The 1,079-nt window shown below is 50.0% G+C and carries 1 protein-coding gene; it reads right to left on the reverse strand.

Annotated elements, in window-relative coordinates; all coding sequences use genetic code 11:
- Positions 1-993: DUF3300 domain-containing protein (locus B7X71_RS17580; RefSeq protein WP_293601693.1), on the reverse strand; the 993-nt coding region annotated here is incomplete at its 3' end.
- Between the last annotated feature and the right edge of the window lie 86 nt (positions 994-1,079).

The following is a 1,079-nucleotide window of genomic DNA, read 5'->3' on the forward strand; positions in this document are numbered from 1 at the left end:
ACGGTCAGCGCTACCAACATTGCCAGCACGATCACCACCAGCGCGATTACCGCTCAGGTCTCCACGTTGTAGATTTTGACGAAGTTGATCGCGCTCTGCATCGCGGTTACCGCCGACTGCGCCACCACCGAGATTGGCGTTGCGGCGCTGTTGATCGGGCTTCCAGCTATCGTTACCACTGCGATTGCCAGACCAATTGTTATTAGTATTCTTATTAAAGTTATTGAAGTTGTTATTGTTGATGGTAAGTGAGTTTCCACCGCCACCCCAGTGACACCCACCCCAAAGTGCTGCACCAACTGCCATTCCAATTCCGAAGGAAAGCAGGGCGGTGCCGGCCACGTATCCCGGAGGATAGTATGCATATGGAGGATATGCAGGGTATGCCCATGCCCCATAAACTACAGTGGGGTTATAAGTTGGGACATAGAGAACTTGCGGGTCAGCGGGTTCAATAATGGTTGTCTGGCTCGTTCCACTTCCTTGAGTCTTGACTGTCTGCTGAGAGTTGGATTCTAATGAGCCGGCCTGTTTAGCTTTTGCGCGAAGAGCTTGAATTGCGCTCATGGTTTCTGACTGTTGCGCTAGGACGGCGTTACCAAGTTGCTGTGTCCAGCTTAACTGCGAGCCCATCATTTCTAGTACTGGCGCAAATGACGCTAAAGACTTAACACTCGCATCCCAGTTTTGTTGCTGCAAGGCTTGATTCAGGGCATCGCCTTTTAGCTTGCTATTGGATTTGATCCAATTTGATGCTTCAGCCACCTCTAGTGGGTAGGTTGATGCCATCAATACTTGGGAGACTAGGGGATCTGGGTAGAGGGCAATGGGAGCTACTAATGCCTCTAATTGGGCCTGAGAAAGCTTTGCTGCTTGTTGTTGGCTGCTATTTTGGGCATATGCGACTGGTGCTGCAGCCGGAAGGGCTAAGGTGGCCGTTAAAAGACTTGCGATTAAGCGAGATGGCATTCCCGCTTTCTTTGATGCCAGCATTGGCACTCCTTTATCAAGGGTTAATAATTGAAGCTATCCTGCTCAGAAAATGCATTTGGATTGCATGCCCTAAATTGGAGCATGGC

Source organism: Polynucleobacter sp. 39-46-10 (assembly GCF_002282275.1).